Here is a 15,857-nt window from a genome sequence, read left to right as displayed (position 1 = left end):
AGGGTGCTTGACGCTCCGCAACGCTGCGCGGAATGTGTCCGGGTCAACACCTACAGTTCGAGCCATCTCTTCGGCGGTTGTGCGATTGGCGATCATGTCATCTCCTATGCTTTCCGCCACGCATATAGGGCTTTTGCACAACTCGACCAAGAAATTAGGGCGTTTGCTCTAATTTCAACCTGAGACACTACCTCAATTCCGCCGCCAACTCGCGCCGCGCTCTCACCCTACTGCGACAGATCTTCGGCGCGCTGCCGGTGATACGCTTGAAGGCGGCGGAGCCATTTCGCCAAGCTGCCAGGCGCGGCCGGGCTCGCCGGCGTGAATGCCCTATGCGATCGATGCGGAATCCGCCGAGCGTCTCTGGAAGTTGGGCGAGCGGCTCCTATAACTCCATCTATCGTCCCGGAGATCACAGACAATGACCTTGAGAACCCGCAAACTCGGCAGCCAAGGGCTGCAGGTGTCCGCTATCGGCCTCGGCTGCATGGGCATGAGCCAATCCTACGGACCTGCCGACGAGGCGGAATCGATCGCCACCTTGCACCGCGCCATCGAACTCGGCTGCACCTTTCTCGACACGGCGGAGGTCTACGGCGCCTATGCCAATGAAGAATTGCTCGGGCGAGCGCTGAAGGGCCGGCGCGATGCGGTGACGCTTGCCACCAAATTCGGCTTCCGCATCGAAAACGGCAGACAGGTCGGCACCGAGCGCGACAGCCGGCCGGCGCATATCCGCGAGGCGCTGGAAGGCTCGCTGAAGCGGCTCGGCACCGACCATGTCGACCTCTACTACCAGCACCGCGTCGACCCTGCGGTACCGATGGAAGACGTCGCCGGCACGATCGGCCGGCTGGTTTCCGAGGGCAAGGTGCGCTTCTTCGGCCTGTCGGAGGCAGGTGCCGCCAACATCGGCCGCGCGCATGCCGTGCATCCGGTATCGGCGCTGCAGAGCGAATATTCGCTTTGGGAGCGCAATCTGGAGCCGGAGATCATCCCGCTGCTCAAGAAGCTCGGCATCGGCCTGGTGCCGTTCGCGCCGCTCGGCCGCGGCTTCCTCGCCGGCGACGTCAAGCGCGCCGAGGATTATCCGGAAGGCGATTTCCGCCGCGGCGACCCGCGCTACCAGGGTGCCAATTTCGACGCCAACGTCGCGGCGGCGGCCGCAGTGCAGGAGGTGGCCAGCACCAAGGGAGTAAAGCCTGCGCAGATCGCGCTGGCCTGGGTGCTGCAGAAGGGCAAAGACTTCGGCATCGACATCGTGCCGATTCCCGGCACCAAACGGCGCAAGTATCTGGAGGAGAACGTCGCGGCGGCCGCGCTGAAACTCGACGCCGCCGAGATGGCCACCCTCGATGCAGCACTTGCGCCCGGCAAGGTCTCAGGCCCGCGCTATAATGAGCGGGTGATGACGACGATCGATCGCTAGAGCGATCTTCCCCCTCCCCCCTGTAGGAGAAAAGGACAGCCCCAGCCGTTCTTGCGAAATCGATTTACCTTGGCTAGCATCCCACCGTCGGCGCCGTGCGGAGGAGAACGTTGCGGCGGACCGGTTGGAGCGCCTCGCGTCCCTTTGGGCGTTCACAGGACACTCCATTTTTGGATTGACGCATGAACCGTCCCGATCGGCGCCCTGCGTCTATGTGTGGAGGATATCTGATGAACAGACGCGAATTCCTGCTGTCGACCGTGGCGACCGGCGCAATGGCGCTGGCCGCGTCCTCGGCCTTTGCCGCCGACAAATTGACCATATTGGGCTCGGTACCCAATCTCGGCTTCCCGTTCTTCGTCCACATGCTGAACGAGATCAAGGCGGAGGCGCAGGCGCAAGGCGTCAACCTGACCGAAAGCGATGGCCAGAACTCGGCGCCGAAGCAGACCGCCGATATCGAGGCCGCACTAGTGCAGAAGGTCAACGCCATCGTCATCTCGCCGCTTGACGTCAACGCGCTGGCGCCGGCGATCGAGGAAGCGGTCAAGGCCGGCGTTCCCGTGGTCACCATCGACCGCCGCGTCGACGGCGTCGAAGGCATTCTGGCCCATGTCGGCGCCGACAACGTCAAGGGTGGCGAAGCCGAGGCGCAGGCCATGGTGGCGGCGTTTCCGAACGGCGCCAAGCTGTTCCATCTGCAGGGCCAGCCGGGCGCCGGTCCGGCGATCGACCGTAACAAGGGCGTCCACAATGTGCTCGATCCGCTGAAGGACAAATACCAGATCATCTTCGAGCAGACCGCCAACTTCGCCCGCGCCGAAGCGCTGTCGGTAACCGAGGCCGGCCTTGCCGCCAACGGCAAGCCGGACGCCATTATCTGCGCGAATGACGACATGGCGCTCGGCGCGCTCGAGGCATGTGCCGCGCGCAACTTCAACGATGTCAAGATCTACGGCTTCGATGCGCTGCCGGAAGCGCTGGTCGCCGTGCGGGACGGCAAGCTCGCCGGCACGGTCGAGCAGTTCCCTGGCCAGCAGTCGCGCACCGCGGTGCAGATCGCGGTCGCCTTCGCCAGGGACAAGACCGAGCCGAAGGAGAAGCTGGTGCTGTTGACTCCGATCGTGATTGGCAAGGACAATCTCGACAAGGCCGAGAGGCTGAACGAGACGAAGTAGCTGATTGGCGAAGCCGGCGGGACAGCACCCCCCCTCTGGCCTGCCGACCATCTCCCCCCGCAAGGAGGGAGATCGGACTTCATTTCGGCGTTCGCCAATTTCCAACGTTTGAGGAGTTGCGGGGCGCAGAAACTGCCAATCTCCCCCCTTGCGGGGGAGATGTCCGGCAGGACAGAGGGGGTGTTCAAGCTCGGAGGCGGCATGAACTGCATCAAGGGAATAGAAATTGTCGACCGCTGAAGCCATCGCATCATCGCCCCCGCTCCTTTCCGTCGAAGGCGTCACCAAGCATTTTTCCGGCGTCACCGCGCTCAGCGACGTTTCGCTCGAGGTCCGGCCCGGCGAGATCCTCGGCCTGCTCGGCGAGAATGGCGCCGGCAAGTCGACACTGCTGAAAATCCTGTCCGGCGTGATGCCGCCGTCCAGCGGCCGCATCGTATTCGACGGCGCAGACTACGCCCCGTCCAGTCCACAGGATGCCAAGCGTCATGGCATCGTCACCATCTACCAGGAGCTAAGCCTGATCCCGACGCTGACGGTGGCGGAAAACATTTTCATCGGCCGCGCGCCGCTCGGGCCGCTCGGGCTGGTCAGCTGGCGCGGGATGGAGGACGCCTCGCGCGCGATTATCGCCCGCGTCGGCCTCGACATCGATCCGTCGACGCCGGTGTCGTCGTTGTCGGTGGCCGAACAGCAATTGGTCGAGATCGCCCGGGCGCTGTCGTTGAAAAGCCGCCTCATCATCATGGACGAGCCGACCTCGGCGCTGACCGAAACCGAAGTGCAGAAGCTGATGTCGATCGTGGACCGGCTGCGCAAGGACGGCGTCGCCATCATGTTCGTCACCCACCGGCTGGAAGAGGCTTCCGCCATCTGCGACCGCATGACGGTGCTGCGCGACGGCAGGCTGGCCGGCCATCTCGACCGCGACGGCCAGCCGATCCAGATTCCCAAAATCATCGAGAAGATGGTCGGCCGCGCGGCCTCCGAGCTTTATGCCCGGCCGACGCAGCGCGACGTCGCCGGCGCGGTCAGGCTGTCGGTGCGTGGCTTGCGGACGGTACGCGATCCGCTGGCGCCGCATGCCATCGTGCTTGAAGGCGTCGACCTCGATTTGAAGGCCGGCGAAATTTTGGGTGTCGCCGGCCTCGTCGGCTCCGGCCGCACCGAGCTTGCCCGCGCCATCTTCGGTGCTGACCGTATCGCGGCGGGTATCATCACGCTCGATGGGAAGCCGATCGCGCCGGCGTCGCCCGCCGACGCCATCAAGCTCGGTATCGGCCTGGTGCCGGAGGACCGCAAGCACCAGGCGATTTTTGCAGCACTTAGCATTCTCAACAATTTCTCCATCGCCTCTCTTGGCCGCTACAGCAACGGCGCCGGCTTCATGGCCGAACGGCGCGAGCGCGAGGCGCTGGCCGGCTACCGCAAGGCGCTGTCGATCCGCATGGCCTCGCCTGAGCAGGCAATCGAGGGCCTGTCCGGCGGCAACCAGCAGAAAGTCATCCTTGCCCGCTGGCTGGCGCGCGACCCGAAAGTGCTGATCGTCGACGAGCCGACGCGCGGCGTCGATGTCGGCGCCAAGGCCGAGGTGCACCAGATCCTGGTGCAATTGGCAGCCCGAGGCATCGCCATCATGATGATCTCGTCGGAACTGCCGGAGGTGCTGGCGGTGTCGGACCGGATCGTCACCATGCGGCGCGGCCGCATCACCGGCGAGATGCCGGGCATCGAGGCGACCGAGGAAAAACTGATGGAACTGATGGCGCTCGACCGCAAGCAGGAAGTGACGCAATGACCAGCACCACCGAACAGACTGAGCGCAGCGGCATCAATATCGCGCGGCTTCTGATGAGTTTTGGGCCGCTGATGTTCCTGGCGGTGCTGATCGTCATCTTCACGGTGCTGAAGCCGAGCTTCATCGACCCGATCAACCTGTTCAACATCTTGCGGCAGATCTCGATCACCGGGCTGATCGCACTCGGCATGACCTTCGTCATCCTGACCGCGGGCATCGACCTCTCGGTCGGCTCGCTGCTCGCCTTCTGCGGCATGGTCGCGGCGGTGGTGGCCAAGGGCGGCACCGCCAACACGCTGTCGCTGTCGACCACGGGCACGCAAGGCTATGGCTGGTTCGCGGCCCTGCTCGCCGCCGTCATCGTCGGTGCGCTCGCAGGCGGCGTCCAGGGTTTTGCCATCACCAGGCTGAAAGTGCCGCCCTTCGTCGTCACGCTGGGCGGGCTCACCGTATTTCGCGGCCTGACTCTAACCATCTCGAATGGTGGCCCGATCTCCGGCTTCGACGCTTCGATGCGCTGGTTCGGCACGGGTTTGATCGGACCGGTGCCGGTGCCGGCGATCATCTTCGCAATTGCAGCGATCCTGTGCCACATCGCGCTGCGCTACACGCGCTATGGCCGCGCCGTCTATGCCGTCGGCGGCAATGCCGAGGCCGCACGCCTGTCGGGCCTACGCGTCGACCGCATCCTGATCTCGGTCTATGTCATCGTCGGCTTCTTTGCCGGCCTTGCCGCCTTCGTTCTGTCGGCGCGGCTCAATTCCTCTGAAGCCGTCGCCGGTATCGGTTACGAGCTGACGGTGATTTCCGCCGTCGTCATCGGTGGCACCTCGCTGTTCGGCGGCATCGGATCGGTCGGCGGCACGGTGGTGGGCGCGGCACTCATCGGCGTGCTGCAGAACGGGCTGCAGTTCAACAATGTCTCGTCCTACACGCAAAGCATCGTCATCGGCCTGATCCTGATCCTGGCCGTGGCCTTCGACCGCTGGCTGAAGTCGCGGGTGAGACGGTAAAGGTTCGACGATGACCCAGATCAGAGCCATGACCGCAAAAGACGTGGCGTCGGTATCGCAGCTCTTGGGCGAGTCCTGGCGGCGCACCTATGCGCCGATCTTGGGGTCTGAGACCACCGCGCGGCTCTCGGACGACAAGCATGCGCCCGCGCGGCTGGCCGCTGAATTGCTGGATGACAACAAGATGTCCTTCGTGGCCGAACGGCCGGACGGGTCGATCGCCGGCTATGCGATGGCGGCGATGGACGATCGTGGCGATGTCCTGCTCGACCGGCTGCACATCGACAAATCGGAGTTCGGCAGCGGGCTCGCCACCGACCTGCTGCACGCCGTGCTTGCCGCGCATGCTGGCATCCCCAGCATTGCGCTGGAAGTGATCGAAGGCAACGACCGGGCGATCGCCTTCTACCGCAAGCACGGCTTCGAAGCGGTCGAGCGCCGGCCGGCCGCGCACGGCATCGGCGGCCATGCCTCAGTGATCATGCGCAGGCTGCTGTCGAGGGCGTGAGGGAATAGGAAGAAGTAAGGTAGTCCGGACCCTACCGCCCTAACCCCTGGGCCGCCAACGCCAGTGGTCCGTCCTCGTCGTCCGGCATATCGAGAATTTCGATCAGCCGCGCCACCTTCGTTCCCGGCAAGGGGCGGCCCTCGTTGACCAGCGCCTCGTCGGCATTGAGCCAGGCGAAGGCCTCGCGCAGTTCTTCAAGGCTGGCGTCGGTCAGCGCGATGTCGGCAATGACCGCCTCGTCTACCGGCCCCAACACCGAAATGATGTCGTCGCGTGTCATGGTCACCTCCATGCAAGGTGCCGGCCTGTCGTCGAGATGACGCCGGGATCCGGCATCCAGCCGGCGGATTGTGAGCTCGAAACCGCCGACAAAGCAGAATCTGGGTCTTGTTTTCGACCAGACAAGGTGAACGCGCGGCTTTTGCCGTCAGGCACCCGAATGCGGATCGATGCCGTAGACATGAACGGGATAGCCGGGACCGATGGCGTTGCGCACCCGGTCCATCCAAGCGAGGACCGCCGGAAAATCCGCCAGCGCATAGCCGCAGTCTTCGGCCAGATGGCCGTAGGCATAGACGGCGATGTCGGCGATGGTGAGCGTGTCGCCGACAAGGAACGGCGTGTCGGTCAGGCTGCGCTCCAGCGCGGCGAGCGTGCGGGCGCCGGCCTCGCGCTTGGCCGTGACCATAGCCTGGTTGCGCTCGAGTCGGCCGGTCAATGTCCAGTAGCGCAGCGAGCCGATGACCGGCTCGACATTGTACTGTTCGAAAAACAGCCACTGCATGATCTTGGCGCGCCGATAGAAGTCTGCCGGCAGCAAGGGCGTCCCTTCGGCAACATAGGTCAGGATCGCATTGGACTCAGCGATCGCACGCCCATCCTCGAGTTCGAGCACGGGGACGGCGCCGGCCGGGTTGAGCTTCAGGAAGGCGTCTGTGTGGCTCTCGCCCTCGAAGATCGAGACCATGCGGCTTTCGTAGGGAATCTTGAGCAGCCCGAGCACGACCCTCGCCTTCCAGCCATTTTGCGATGGCAGGTAATCATGAAGCGTGAGCATGGTGGTCCCTTTCGTCCAACCGGATTTGCATGCCGCCGCGGCGCACGCCACCCGATTCCTGCTACGGCTATCCGAGCTTCGCCAGCCTTGCTGCGTGGCGAATGGCGAGCGCGGCATCCGTGTTTGTCACGGGATAGCAAGCGATGAAGCGCTCGACCGAAAAGCCTGGAAATTCGGCCCTCAAGCGGGCCGCGATCTGGGCTGCTTCCTTGGCCTCGCCCACCGCCGCATGCGCCAGCGCCAGGAACATCAGTGTGTTCGGAGAGTCCGGTGCGCCCCTGCGCAGCGCGGCAATGGCTTCGCAATGCCTGCCGGCGACGAACAGGATGCGGCCCAGCATGCCGAAATACCACGGCGGGGCCAGCGGATTGAGGCGCATGGCGCGCTCGATGAGTGGGATTGCCTCCGTGGGGTCACCGACGACAAGGGTCCGGCTGCCGGCGAGCAGCACCAGGGTGTCGGCATGGTTGGAGCCGTATTCGAAGGCGCGCCGATGCGCGCGCTCCGCCCCTTCGAGGTCGCCGAGGCAGGCCCTGAGATCGCAAAGGCAGGTACAGGCGTGGCTGTCCGTCGGGTCGAGTTTCATGGCGTTTTCGATTGCCGTCCGCCAGTTCTCGATCGAACTCTGCACATCGTCGCCGAAGCCGTTGCAGGCCTCGATCGAATAGGTATAGGCAAGCTCGGTCCAGGCCTTGGCGAAGGTGGGATCGAGCTCCAGCGCTCGTGAAAGCAGGCGGATCGCCGCCACATTGCCGGCACGGCTGAACGTGTTGTGCTGTTCGACGCCGAGCAGATAGCAGTCATAGGCCCGCAAACTGGCCGGCGGCTTGCGGCTAAGCGCATTGCGGCCCAGCGTGGCGAGCGTGCCGAAACTGCCGGCGAGCACATTGATGACACTTTCAGTCAGGCTGTCCTGCAGGGTGAAAATGTCCTCGACCGGGCGGTCGTAGCGTTCGCTCCACAGGCTGACGCCGCTTTGTGCGTCGGCAAGCTGGATCGTCAGCCGGACCCGCCGGTCATCCGCCCGCAACTGGCCAGAGACAATATAGGTGACGCCCAGCGCCTTGCCGTCGGCGACGAAATCGGCGGGCTTGCTGCCTAGCGACTTCATGGTGTGGAACGCGATAACCGGCAGATCCGCGTAGCGCGCGAGATCGATGCTGATGTCCGACGACAGGCCGTCAGCGAAGCGACGCCAGCGCTCCTCGGCATTCAGGCATTCGATCGGAAACAGTGCAAGCACCGGCGAGGCTTCGGCCAGCGATGGCGCCAGCGCGACGCGCGCAGCGCCATTGATGTGCGACGCAAGCGCGATCTTGTTGTTGACGCCGAGCTTCTCATAGATCGCGGCGAGATGGGTGCGGACCGTCGAAGGGGCGATGAAGAGCGCCTCGCCGATCTCGCGATAGGTCAGGCCCGAGGCAAATTTTTCCGCCACCGCACGCTCGCGGTCCGATAGCGCGTCAGCCGGTGAAGACGTCGCGATGCGGTTCATGAAGAAACTTCCTGCCATCTGATCGGCATGGTTTCAACTGTTGCCGACGCAAAATACTACAAATGCGGGAACCCAAACACCGCATCTGGCCGATGGCGCGATCGCCGTCTGAGGCCGAAGCTTCTCGCATGCCCTCCCAACAGGGCCATTCATGCCGAGGGAGCAAAGCGATGAAAACCATGCTGACCACCGTATCCGAGCTTTACGATGCCGTGCAGCTCGACCTTCGCCAACCGCCGGCCAGCGCGACCAGCCGCTCTGAGCGCCGGGTGGGCCTGATCGGCCTGATTACCACATGGTTCGAGCGTGCCCTGTTTCGCGAGGAGCTGGCGCTGATGGCGAGGGACACGCCCGAACTGATCGACGACATCGGCCTGACCATGGAGCAGGTCGAGATCGAGCTTGCCAAGCCGTTCTGGCGGCGATGACTTCTGGCGCAGACTTGCCCCATCAAGCGTGAGCATGGTCTTCCTTTCGCTGCGGTCGCCGCCTGCTTTGCATGTGGCCTAACAGCAGCCAACCGAATCCTGCGATATCAGCGCGGTGAAAAAATAAAATATACGCGTGGAAAGTTTCGTTGACTTCGCCATCGCTGCGATTTACCCCGGCAACAGGCTTGGACGGCCATGCCCACGGGCAGTCGGGTGGGATGAGGAGGAAGTGCAAGCATGAGCCTTTCGCGCCGCGAGATCGCCGCCGAGGCCACGGGGCCAACGATTGTGGCCGGCGAAATCCTGGTCGAGATCATGGCGACCGACCGGGGCATGGGTTTCCTCGAACCGCTGACACTTGTTGGTCCCTACCCGAGCGGCGCACCGGCGATCTTCATCGACCAGGTCGGCAGGCTGGGCGGCGGCGCCGGCATTATCGGCTGCGTCGGCCGCGACGATTTTGGTACCCTCAACCTGGAAAGACTGAAGCGCGGCGGCGTCGACATCTCTGCGGTCGATGTCAGCGACCGCTTCCCGACCGGATGCGCCTTCGTGCGCTATCGGCCCGATGGCGGCCGCGACTTTGTCTACAACATCGCCGAATCCGCCGCCGGGCAGATCCATCTCACCACCGCTGCACGCCTGTTGGCGGACCGGGCCGGGCATCTGCATGTCATGGGGTCCACTTTGTCCGTGGCCGGGCTAAAGGAGATCGTCGCGTATGCCTTGAAAGCGGTGCGCGCCCGCGGCGGCTCGACTTCTTTCGACCCGAATATGCGCAAGGAACTGATCGACGGTGCCGACGGCGAGCAATTCGCAGCTCTGGTCGACGATGCCGATCTGCTGCTGCCCTCCGGCGACGAATTGCTTGCCGCGGCCGGCGTCGATGACCAGCATCAGGCGGTGACGGCGCTTTTTGCCAGAGGCGTCGGCGAGATCGTGCTGAAGCGCGGCGCCGACGGCTCGTCCTGGTTCGGCGCCGATGGTACCCGGATCGACTGTCCCGGCTTCCTGGTCGAAGAAGTAGACCCGACCGGCGCCGGCGACTGTTTCGGCGCGACCTACTTGACCTGCCGCCGCCAGGGAATGGAGCCCGGCAAAGCGCTGCTCTATGCCAACGCCGCCGGCGCCCGCAACGTCACGCGGCGCGGCCCCATGGAAGGCACCGCCGGGTTCGACGTGCTTGACGATTTCATCGCCGGGACCGCGAGAGCGACATGAAGACCAACCCGCTTGCAGGTCTCGCCGCCGCGCGCAGAAACAGATCGCCCTACGGCATCACCTCGATCTGCTCGGCGCATCCGCTGGTGATCCAGACGGCGATCAGGCGCGCCGTCGCGGACAGGGAAGCCACCCTGCTGATCGAGGCAACCTGCAATCAGGTCAACCAGTTCGGCGGCTACACCGGGATGACGCCGGAGGTGTTCGTGGCCTTCGTGCTGGAGATTGCCGGCAAGGAGGGACTGGACGCCTCGCGCATCCTCTTCGGCGGCGACCATCTGGGACCGAACCCGTGGCGCGCCGAGCCGGCAGCACAGGCGATGGACAAGGCCGAAACCATGGTCAGTGCCTTTGTCAAAGCCGGCTTCAGCAAGATCCATCTCGACGCCTCGATGGGATGCGCCGGCGAGCCGGCGGCACTCGATGACGAGATCATCGCTATCAGGGCGGCGCGGTTGGCCAAGGCGGCTGAAAAGGCAGCGCTCGCGCGCGGTGGCGCATTGCCAGTCTACATTATCGGCACCGAGGTTCCCGCTCCGGGCGGCGTCGATCATGCGATCGGCGAGTTGAAGCCTACTGAAGCGGCAGCGGCGCGCCACACGATCGAGATTCATCGCGACATCTTTGCCCGCGAAGGCCTGACGGACGCCTTTGGCCGTGTTATCGCCGTGGTGGTACAGCCGGGCGTGGAATTCGGCAGCCAGAATGTCGTCGCCTATGCGCCGGAAAAATCGAAAGGCCTGACCGGATTGCTCGAGGAGCAACCCTCGCTCGTCTATGAGGCGCATTCCACCGACTATCAGAGCCGCACGGCGCTGACAGCACTCGTTGCAAACGGCTTTCCTATCCTCAAGGTCGGCCCGGGCCTGACATTTGCTCTGCGCGAGGCATTTTACGGTCTCGACCTGATCGCCTCGGAGATGGTCGACGGCTATGGCGACAGGCCGCTCGCCCACACTATGGAGCAAGTGATGCTGGCAGCACCCGGCCATTGGCACAGCCACTATCACGGCAGCGAAGCAGACCTCTATCTGCAGCGGCACTACAGCTACAGCGACCGAATTCGCTACTATTGGAGCAACCCCGCCGCCGTCGCCGCCGTCAGCCGGCTGCGCAAGGCACTGGACGGCGTCGCCATTCCCGAAACGCTGATGCGGCAGTTCCTGCCGACGCTGCCGGCCACACTTGGTCCGGCTGGCAATCCCGAGGAGATTTTTCATGCGGCGGTCGGCCAGGTGCTGGCCGACTACGACGCCGCTTGCCGAGGCGGCAGCGATTAGCTGCTTTGTCAGCCGGCGCGCGCGATGCTAGAGCGAAGGGCATAAACCTTGGCAGCCCTTTGACATCAGCATGAAACCAGTCGTTTTGTTCGTACTACTGGCGGCTTCGCTGCTCGCCTCGCCCGCACGCGCGGACTGGAAGCCGGTCGAGAAGGTCGAGACCTACGCCATATCAGGCCAGAGCGGCCCTGAACTCTACGCGTCGATCGGCGAAGCAGGCCCCTTGCTGGGCAAAGGCCGCGTCATTGCACACACCAATTTCAAGCTGACCTGGACCCGGGACTACAAACCGCAAGGCGGCGCCTGCGTGCTCAAATCGGCGCGGCCGAAACTCATCATAACCTACACCTTGCCAAAGCCGGCCGCGCCGCTGTCTCCCGCCGTGCAGAAGAGCTGGGAGATTTTCGCCGCCGGCCTCGCCGCCCATGAAAAGGTGCATGGCGCAGCCATCGTCGAGATGGTGCGCAAGATAGAGGCGATCAGCGTCGGCATGACCGCCGCCGACGACCCCGGCTGCACAAAGATCAGGACCGAGTTGACCCGGCAGCTTGCCCAGATCTCACTGGCACAGCGGCAGGCCAGCCGCGACTTCGACAAGGTCGAATTCGGTCCTGGTGGCAATTTGCAGAAGCTGGTGCTGGCTTTTGTGAATGGAGGGTAGTTTTGCCGAGCTGCCAGTCGTTGCGCCGAGCCTTCAAACGACAAGAGCACCGGCCGCGTGACCGCTTTACAGGCACGCTTGGTAGCGCTACCGTCTGATCGTCGCGCGACCTATTGGGGAATGGGAGACGGTTGCGAGGCGGGAGAGAAGCGGTTTCCTTCGGGGCGTCGCAAGAAGCTGTTCGGGAGGAAATCGATGGCGTCTGTCGCGATCGGCGACGTTTACAAATCGTTCGGGACCGTCGAGGTACTGCATGGCGTCAGTGTGAACATTAATGACGGCGAGTTCGTCACGCTGGTCGGGCCGTCGGGTTGCGGGAAATCGACCCTTCTCAGGATGATCGCCGGCCTGGAAAAGATTTCGCGCGGCCAGATCGCCATTGGCGAGCGTGTCGTCAACAACGTTGCGCCAAAAGAGCGCGACGTCGCCATGGTCTTCCAGAACTATGCGCTCTACCCGCATATGACCGTGGCCGAGAACATGGCGTTCTCGCTCATGCTAAAGGGTGTTTCGAAAGCAGAAAGTGATGCCGGCGTTCAGCGCGCGGCCGAAATTCTGGGGCTGCTGCCATTGCTGACGCGCTATCCACGTCAGCTTTCCGGCGGCCAGCGCCAACGCGTCGCCATGGGCCGGGCGATCGTACGCGATCCGCAGGTTTTCCTGTTCGACGAACCGCTCAGCAATCTCGACGCCAAGCTCAGGGTGCAGATGCGCGCCGAGATCAAGGAATTGCACCAGCGTCTCAAGACCACGACAGTCTATGTCACTCACGACCAGATCGAGGCCATGACCATGGCCGACAAGATCGTCGTCATGCATGACGGCATCGTCGAGCAGATCGGGCCACCGCTGGAACTGTACGACAGGCCAAACAATCTCTTCGTCGCCAGCTTCATCGGCTCGCCAGCCATGAACCTGATCAAGGGTGAAATCGGGACAGACGGCTCGCCGTCCTTTCGAGGCTCCGGGGGGATTTCCCTGCCGTTGGCCGCCGCGCCGGCCGTCGCCAATGCTCATCCAGTGGTGCTGGGAATACGGCCAGAGCACCTGCGCCTGTCGCCCGATCAGGGCATTCCGGTCACCGTCGTGGTGGTCGAGCCGACCGGGTCGGAAATACAGTTGATCGGCCGCACCGCCGGCGGTGATGAGATTGTCGCGAATTTCCGGGAACGCCATTCCTTCACGCCGGGCGAAACCATACGGCTCGCCGCCGAACCTGGATTGATCCATCTGTTTGACGGCAAAACCGGAACACGATTCGAAACGCGCACTGGATGGTAAGGACCGCACTGCAAGGAAAATAAACCGGAGGAGACTACCATGAAATTCACGAGACGGGATGTAATCCGCACGACCGCAGGTGTTGCGGCGGGAGCCTTGGGAAGCCGCTTCGTCGGCTCGCCCGCTTTTGCCCAGGAGGGATTGAAGTACAAGCCTGAGGACGGCGCCAAGCTGCGGCTGCTTCGCTGGTCGCCTTTCGTCTCGGGCGACGAGACTCAATGGCTGGCCAACACCAAGCGCTTCACCGAGGCGACAGGTGTCGAGGTTCGCGTCGACAAGGAAAGCTGGGAGGATATTCGCCCAAAGGCGGCGGTCGCCGCCAATGTCGGCTCCGGCCCGGACCTCATGTTGGTCTGGTTCGATGACCCGCACCAATATCCCGACAAGCTGCACGACGTGACGGAACTGGGTGAGTATCTGGGTTCGAAATACGGCGGCTGGCACGACGGGCCGAAGCAGTATGCGACACGGGACGGCAAATTCATCGGCCTGCCCCTGGCCACGATCGGCAATGCAATCGTCTACCGCGAAAGCTGGGTGAAGGAGGCTGGCTTCTCGGAGTTTCCGAAGGACACGGCAGGCTTCCTCGAGCTTTGCAAGGCATTGCAGGCAAAGGGACATCCGGCGGGCTTCACGCATGGCCACGGCGTCGGCGACGGCAACAACTACGCTCACTGGCTGTTGTGGAGTCATGGCGGCCAGATGGTCGACGAGAGCGGCAAGGTGACCATCAACAGTCCCGAGACGCTGAAGGCGATCGAGTACGCGCAGGCGCTCTACAAGACCTTCATTCCCGGCACCGAAAGCTGGCTCGACGTCAACAACAACCGCGCCTTCCTGGCCGGCGAACTCGGCGTCATAGCCAACGGTATTTCCGCCTATTACACGGCCAAGACCAACAAGGACAACGATCCGAAACTGGCCGAAATCGCCAAGGACATCCGCACGACAAACCTGCCGATCGGTCCCGTGGGAAAATCGGTCGAACTGTTCCAGGTGACCACGGCGGTCATCTTCGACTACACGCCCTACCCCAATGCGGCCAAGGCCTATCTGCAGTTCATGTTCGAGGATCCGCAAATGTCGGACTGGATCACCTCCTCGGCCGGCTATTGCTGCCAGACGCTGAAGGCCTTCGACAGCAATCCGGTGTGGACGGCCGACCCGAACAATGCCGCCTATGCCAAGGCCTCGGCGACGCTGCGTCCCAACGGCTATGCCGGGCCGCTCGGCTACGCCTCGGCGGCGACCATGGCCGACTACGTGCTGGTCGACATGTTCGCCAAGGCCGTAACCGGCCAGGCGACGCCGCAGGAGGCGATGGAAGAGGCGGAGAAGCGCGCCAACCGGTACTACCGCGTCTAGGAGCACAGCCGGACCGGGCAGCCGTGCTGCCCGGTCCGGTTCCTGAAATCGCCTGGTGGCCGTGCGGGCCGACCAGGAAACCTGCTAGAGCAGTTCGGCTTCGATAGAACCGCTGCCCTGATCTGAGTGTGAGTTTTTACGCAATTCCGGACGGAAAGCCGCTACACACTTTTCCTGGAATTGCTCGTGAGGAGCTGTTCATGGCCGTGTCGTCCGTTGCCGCCCAGCCGCGTCCGTCGATCTTTTCGCGCCTGTCCGAGAGCCGCAATTCCCTTGGCTTCGGCTTCATGCTGCCGGCCGCGGTGCTGCTCCTGGTTTTCCTGACCTATCCGCTCGGGCTCGGCGTCTGGCTCGGCTTCACCGATGCCCGTATCGGCCGCTCCGGCATCTTCATCGGCATCGAGAATTATCAGTACCTCTGGAACGACAGTGTCTTCTGGCTCTCAGTCTTCAACACGCTGCTGTATACGATCAGCGCTTCGATCCTGAAGTTCGCGCTCGGCCTCTGGCTCGCGCTTATCCTCAATGAAAACCTGCCCTTCAAATCGTTCTTCCGCGCGGTAGTCCTGCTGCCATGGGTGGTGCCAACCGTGCTCTCGGCCATCGCCTTCTGGTGGATCTACGATTCGCAGTTCTCGATCCTGTCCTGGGCGCTGCAGCAGATGGGCCTGATCGACCACCGCATCAATTTCCTCGGCGATCCGACAAACGCGCGCGCCTCGGTCATCGCGGCCAATGTCTGGCGCGGCATTCCTTTCGTCGCCATCACACTGCTTGCCGGCCTGCAGACGATCCCGCAGTCGCTTTACGAGGCCGCCACGCTCGACGGCGCCACGCGCTGGCAATTGTTTCGCTATGTGACGCTGCCGCTGCTGACGCCGATCATCGCCATCACCATGACGTTCTCGGTGCTGTTCACCTTCACCGATTTCCAGCTGATCTACGTGCTGACCCGCGGCGGACCGGTCAACGCCACGCATCTGATGGCGACATTGTCGTTCCAACGCGGCATTTCCGGCGGCCAGCTTGGCGAAGGCGCGGCCATCGCGGTGGCCATGATCCCGTTCCTGCTGGCGGCGATCCTGTTCAGCTATTTCGGCCTGCAACGCCGCAAATGGCAACAAGGTGGAAGAGACTGAC

The 15,857-nt window shown here is 63.5% G+C and carries 15 protein-coding genes; 12 read left to right on the top strand and 3 right to left on the bottom strand.

Features of this window, described 5'->3' with window-relative positions; genetic code table 11:
- Positions 1-421 precede the first annotated feature (421 nt).
- The 5 genes from AC04SG_RS18695 (at position 422) to AC04SG_RS18675 (ending at position 5,926) form a co-directional block, all read left to right on the top strand.
- Positions 422-1,429, top strand: a complete 1,008-nt coding sequence (locus AC04SG_RS18695; RefSeq protein WP_488552237.1) for an aldo/keto reductase — start codon at positions 422-424, stop codon at positions 1,427-1,429.
- 230 nt (positions 1,430-1,659) lie between these two features.
- On the top strand, positions 1,660-2,607 hold the full coding sequence (locus AC04SG_RS18690) for a substrate-binding domain-containing protein (protein WP_192249021.1): 948 nt from the start codon (positions 1,660-1,662) through the stop codon (positions 2,605-2,607).
- 226 nt (positions 2,608-2,833) lie between these two features.
- Complete coding sequence (locus tag AC04SG_RS18685; RefSeq protein WP_488552236.1) at positions 2,834-4,405, top strand: sugar ABC transporter ATP-binding protein; 1,572 nt, start codon at positions 2,834-2,836, stop codon at positions 4,403-4,405.
- The gene (locus AC04SG_RS18680) at positions 4,402-5,418 is read left to right on the top strand and encodes an ABC transporter permease (protein ID WP_488552235.1); all 1,017 of its coding nucleotides are present in this window, start codon (positions 4,402-4,404) and stop codon (positions 5,416-5,418) included. Before AC04SG_RS18685 ends, AC04SG_RS18680 begins: the two co-directional genes overlap by 4 nt.
- Before the next feature lie 10 nt (positions 5,419-5,428).
- Entirely contained in the window at positions 5,429-5,926 is a 498-nt protein-coding gene (locus tag AC04SG_RS18675; RefSeq protein WP_488552234.1) for a GNAT family N-acetyltransferase, read from the top strand.
- A 31-nt stretch (positions 5,927-5,957) separates the two neighbouring features.
- On the opposite strand, the gene AC04SG_RS18670 is transcribed toward AC04SG_RS18675, so the two are convergent.
- The 3 genes from AC04SG_RS18670 to AC04SG_RS18660 all read right to left on the bottom strand — a co-directional run bounded on the left by AC04SG_RS18670 (position 5,958) and on the right by AC04SG_RS18660 (position 8,478).
- A complete protein-coding gene (locus AC04SG_RS18670; RefSeq protein ID WP_488552233.1) occupies positions 5,958-6,206 on the bottom strand; it encodes a hypothetical protein in 249 nt (82 codons plus the stop codon).
- Between the two features lie 147 nt (positions 6,207-6,353).
- Positions 6,354-6,983 (bottom strand): glutathione S-transferase family protein, encoded by a 630-nt coding sequence (locus AC04SG_RS18665; protein WP_488552232.1) that lies wholly within the window; start codon positions 6,981-6,983, stop codon positions 6,354-6,356.
- Positions 6,984-7,050: 67 nt separating this feature from the next.
- Complete coding sequence (locus AC04SG_RS18660; protein ID WP_488552231.1) at positions 7,051-8,478, bottom strand: LuxR C-terminal-related transcriptional regulator; 1,428 nt, start codon at positions 8,476-8,478, stop codon at positions 7,051-7,053.
- Positions 8,479-8,648: 170 nt separating this feature from the next.
- On the opposite strand from AC04SG_RS18660, the gene AC04SG_RS18655 reads away from it, so the two are divergent.
- From AC04SG_RS18655 to AC04SG_RS18625, 7 genes are all read left to right on the top strand, one after another.
- The gene (locus AC04SG_RS18655) at positions 8,649-8,906 is read left to right on the top strand and encodes a DUF1127 domain-containing protein (protein ID WP_488552230.1); all 258 of its coding nucleotides are present in this window, start codon (positions 8,649-8,651) and stop codon (positions 8,904-8,906) included.
- A gap of 240 nt (positions 8,907-9,146) precedes the next feature.
- Complete coding sequence (locus AC04SG_RS18650) at positions 9,147-10,130, top strand: tagatose kinase (RefSeq protein WP_488552229.1); 984 nt, start codon at positions 9,147-9,149, stop codon at positions 10,128-10,130.
- Positions 10,127-11,410 (top strand): D-tagatose-bisphosphate aldolase, class II, non-catalytic subunit, encoded by a 1,284-nt coding sequence (locus AC04SG_RS18645; RefSeq protein WP_488552228.1) that lies wholly within the window; start codon positions 10,127-10,129, stop codon positions 11,408-11,410. Before AC04SG_RS18650 ends, AC04SG_RS18645 begins: the two co-directional genes overlap by 4 nt.
- Before the next feature lie 70 nt (positions 11,411-11,480).
- The gene (locus AC04SG_RS18640) at positions 11,481-12,071 is read left to right on the top strand and encodes a DUF922 domain-containing Zn-dependent protease (RefSeq protein ID WP_488552227.1); all 591 of its coding nucleotides are present in this window, start codon (positions 11,481-11,483) and stop codon (positions 12,069-12,071) included.
- A 195-nt stretch (positions 12,072-12,266) separates the two neighbouring features.
- A complete protein-coding gene (locus AC04SG_RS18635; RefSeq protein WP_488552226.1) occupies positions 12,267-13,352 on the top strand; it encodes an ABC transporter ATP-binding protein in 1,086 nt (361 codons plus the stop codon).
- 39 nt (positions 13,353-13,391) lie between these two features.
- Positions 13,392-14,717 carry an ABC transporter substrate-binding protein gene (locus AC04SG_RS18630; RefSeq protein ID WP_488552225.1) on the top strand — a complete coding sequence of 442 codons (1,326 nt, stop codon included), beginning with the start codon at positions 13,392-13,394 and terminating at the stop codon, positions 14,715-14,717.
- 287 nt (positions 14,718-15,004) lie between these two features.
- On the top strand, positions 15,005-15,856 hold the full coding sequence (locus AC04SG_RS18625) for a carbohydrate ABC transporter permease (RefSeq protein WP_376740443.1): 852 nt from the start codon (positions 15,005-15,007) through the stop codon (positions 15,854-15,856).
- The last annotated feature ends 1 nt before the right edge of the window (position 15,857 follow it).

Source organism: Mesorhizobium sp. CNPSo 4684 (assembly GCF_057784315.1).
This window is presented reverse-complemented; position numbering and strand designations above follow the sequence as displayed.

What these genes read in the sequence shown, in the direction of transcription:
- AC04SG_RS18655 (WP_488552230.1), top strand. Translation starts at nt 8,649, where the DNA reads ATGAAAACCATGCTGACCACCGTATCCGAGCTTTACGATGCCGTGCAG.
- AC04SG_RS18675 (WP_488552234.1), top strand. Translation starts at nt 5,429, where the DNA reads ATGACCCAGATCAGAGCCATGACCGCAAAAGACGTGGCGTCGGTATCG.
- AC04SG_RS18650 (WP_488552229.1), top strand. Translation starts at nt 9,147, where the DNA reads ATGAGCCTTTCGCGCCGCGAGATCGCCGCCGAGGCCACGGGGCCAACG.
- AC04SG_RS18660 (WP_488552231.1), bottom strand. Translation starts at nt 8,478, where the DNA reads ATGAACCGCATCGCGACGTCTTCACCGGCTGACGCGCTATCGGACCGC.
- AC04SG_RS18630 (WP_488552225.1), top strand. Translation starts at nt 13,392, where the DNA reads ATGAAATTCACGAGACGGGATGTAATCCGCACGACCGCAGGTGTTGCG.
- AC04SG_RS18690 (WP_192249021.1), top strand. Translation starts at nt 1,660, where the DNA reads ATGAACAGACGCGAATTCCTGCTGTCGACCGTGGCGACCGGCGCAATG.
- AC04SG_RS18635 (WP_488552226.1), top strand. Translation starts at nt 12,267, where the DNA reads ATGGCGTCTGTCGCGATCGGCGACGTTTACAAATCGTTCGGGACCGTC.
- AC04SG_RS18680 (WP_488552235.1), top strand. Translation starts at nt 4,402, where the DNA reads ATGACCAGCACCACCGAACAGACTGAGCGCAGCGGCATCAATATCGCG.
- AC04SG_RS18695 (WP_488552237.1), top strand. Translation starts at nt 422, where the DNA reads ATGACCTTGAGAACCCGCAAACTCGGCAGCCAAGGGCTGCAGGTGTCC.
- AC04SG_RS18645 (WP_488552228.1), top strand. Translation starts at nt 10,127, where the DNA reads ATGAAGACCAACCCGCTTGCAGGTCTCGCCGCCGCGCGCAGAAACAGA.
- AC04SG_RS18665 (WP_488552232.1), bottom strand. Translation starts at nt 6,983, where the DNA reads ATGCTCACGCTTCATGATTACCTGCCATCGCAAAATGGCTGGAAGGCG.
- AC04SG_RS18670 (WP_488552233.1), bottom strand. Translation starts at nt 6,206, where the DNA reads ATGACACGCGACGACATCATTTCGGTGTTGGGGCCGGTAGACGAGGCG.
- AC04SG_RS18640 (WP_488552227.1), top strand. Translation starts at nt 11,481, where the DNA reads ATGAAACCAGTCGTTTTGTTCGTACTACTGGCGGCTTCGCTGCTCGCC.
- AC04SG_RS18625 (WP_376740443.1), top strand. Translation starts at nt 15,005, where the DNA reads ATGCTGCCGGCCGCGGTGCTGCTCCTGGTTTTCCTGACCTATCCGCTC.